General features: G+C 66.2%; 1 protein-coding gene. It reads left to right on the plus strand.

Going from position 1 to position 2,736, the window contains the following annotated elements; translation table 11 throughout:
* A partial coding sequence (locus IB257_RS31810) for a VCBS domain-containing protein (protein ID WP_304503457.1) occupies window positions 1-2,736 on the plus strand: 2,736 nt, incomplete at both ends.

A 2,736-nucleotide genomic window follows, 5' to 3' on the forward strand; every position in this document is an offset into this window, starting at 1 on the left:
TCACCTATAGCTACCAGCAGGATGGGACGGCCAAGAACCACACCGCCGGCGACGACTCCGTCACCGACAAGTTCACCGTCACCGTCACCGATGCGGCCAACCAGGTCAAGTCCGACGACCTGGTCGTGCTCATCACCGACACCGCTCCGGAAGCCAAGCCCGACACCGCTTCCGTCACGGAAGACACCGCACTGACCGCCTCCGGCAACGTCATCACCGGCACCGGTGCCGACACCCTCGGCGCGGACGTCACCAACGTCGTCGGCGTGGCCAAGGGCACGGTCCCCGCCGGCCAGAACGTCACCGGCAACGTCAACACCGCCGTCAACGGCGAGTACGGCAAGATCGTCCTCAAGGCCGACGGCACCTACACCTACGAGCTGAACAACAACGACCCGCGCGTGAACGCGCTGCTCGATGGACAGCAGCTCAAGGACACCTTCACCTACACGATCCGTGATGCCGACGGCGACGTCAGCACCACCACCATCACCGTCACCATCAACGGCCACACCGATGGCGTGCCCGGCGTGACCGTCCCCGATGCCAACGGCGCCGATGCCGGCAACGTCAGCATCGCCGAGAACGCCACGCAGCCGGTCACCGGCGAACTGACCGTCTCCGCACCGGAAGGCCTGGCTACCGTCAAGATCGGCGGTACCACCCTCACCGTGGCCGAACTCCAGGCGCTGGGCACCACCCCGGTCGTCGTCAACGGCACCGAAGGCAAGCTCACGCTGACTGGCTACGACCCCGCCACCGGCAAGATCACCTATAGCTACCAGCAGGACGGTACCTCGAAGAACCACACCGCCGGCGACGACTCCGTCACCGACAAGTTCACCGTCACCGTCACCGATGCGGCCAACCAGGTCAAGTCTGACGACCTGGTCGTGCTCATCACCGACACGGCGCCCGAAGCCAAGCCAGACACCGCTTCCGTCACGGAAGACACCGCACTGACCGCCTCCGGCAACGTCATCACCGGCACCGGCGCCGACACCCTCGGCGCGGACGTCACCAACGTCGTGGGCGTGGCCAAGGGCACGGTCCCCGCCGGCCAGAACGTCACCGGCAACGTCAACACCGCCGTCAACGGCGAGTACGGCAAGATCGTCCTCAAGGCCGACGGCACCTACACCTACGAGCTGAACAACAACGACCCGCGCGTGAACGCGCTGCTCGATGGACAGCAGCTCAAGGACACCTTCACCTACACGATCCGTGATGCCGACGGCGACGTCAGCACCACCACCATCACCGTCACCATCAACGGCCACACCGATGGCGTGCCCGGCGTGACCGTCCCCGACGCCAACGGCGCCGATGCCGGCAACGTCAGCATCGCCGAGAACGCCACGCAGCCGGTTACTGGCGAACTGACCGTCACCGCACCGGAAGGCCTGGCTACCGTCAAGATCGGCAACGTCACCCTCACCGTGGCCGACCTGCAGGCGCTGGGCACCACCCCGGTCGTCGTCAACGGCACCGAAGGCAAGCTCACGCTGACTGGCTACGACCCGGCCACCGGCAAGATCACCTATAGCTACCAGCAGGACGGGACGGCCAAGAACCACACCGCCGGCGACGACTCCGTCACCGACAAGTTCACCGTCACCGTCACCGATGCGGCCAACCAGGTCAAGTCCGACGACCTGGTCGTGCTCATCACCGACACCGCTCCGGAAGCCAAGCCCGACACCGCCTCCGTCACGGAAGACACCGCACTGACCGCCTCCGGCAACGTCATCAGCGGCACCGGCGCCGACACCCTCGGCGCGGACGTCACCAACGTCGTCGGCGTGGCCAAGGGCACGGTCCCCGCCGGCCAGAACGTCACTGGCAACGTCAACACCGCCGTCAACGGCGAGTACGGCAAGATCGTCCTCAAGGCCGACGGCACCTACACCTACGAGCTGAACAACAACGATCCGCGCGTGAACGCGCTGCTCGATGGACAGCAGCTCAAGGACACCTTCACCTACACGATCCGTGATGCCGACGGCGACGTCAGCACCACCACCATCACCGTCACCATCAACGGCCACACCGATGGCGTGCCCGGCGTGACCGTCCCCGACGCCAATGGCGCCGATGCCGGCAACGTCAGCATCGCCGAGAACGCCACGCAGCCGGTCACCGGCGAACTGACCGTCACCGCACCGGAAGGCCTGGCTACCGTCAAGATCGGCGGTACCACCCTCACCGTGGCCGAACTCCAGGCGCTGGGCACCACCCCGGTCGTCGTCAACGGCACCGAAGGCAAGCTCACGCTGACTGGCTACGACCCGGCCACCGGCAAGATCACCTATAGCTACCAGCAGGATGGGACGGCCAAGAACCACACCGCCGGCGACGACTCCGTCACCGACAAGTTCACCGTCACCGTCACCGATGCGGCCAACCAGGTCAAGTCTGACGACCTGGTCGTGCTCATCACCGACACCGCGCCCGAAGCCAAGCCCGACACCGCTTCCGTCACGGAAGACACCGCACTGACCGCCTCCGGCAACGTCATCAGCGGCACCGGTGCCGACACCCTCGGCGCGGACGTCACCAACGTCGTCGGCGTGGCCAAGGGCACCGTCCCCGCCGGCCAGAACGTCACTGGCAACGTCAACACCGCCGTCAACGGCGAGTACGGCAAGATCGTCCTCAAGGCCGACGGCACCTACACCTACGAGCTGAACAACAACGACCCGCGCGTGAACGCGCTGCTCGATGGACAGCAGCTCA

This window comes from Achromobacter sp. ACM03, from assembly GCF_014851665.1.
GTDB lineage: Bacteria > Pseudomonadota > Gammaproteobacteria > Burkholderiales > Burkholderiaceae_B > Achromobacter > Achromobacter aegrifaciens.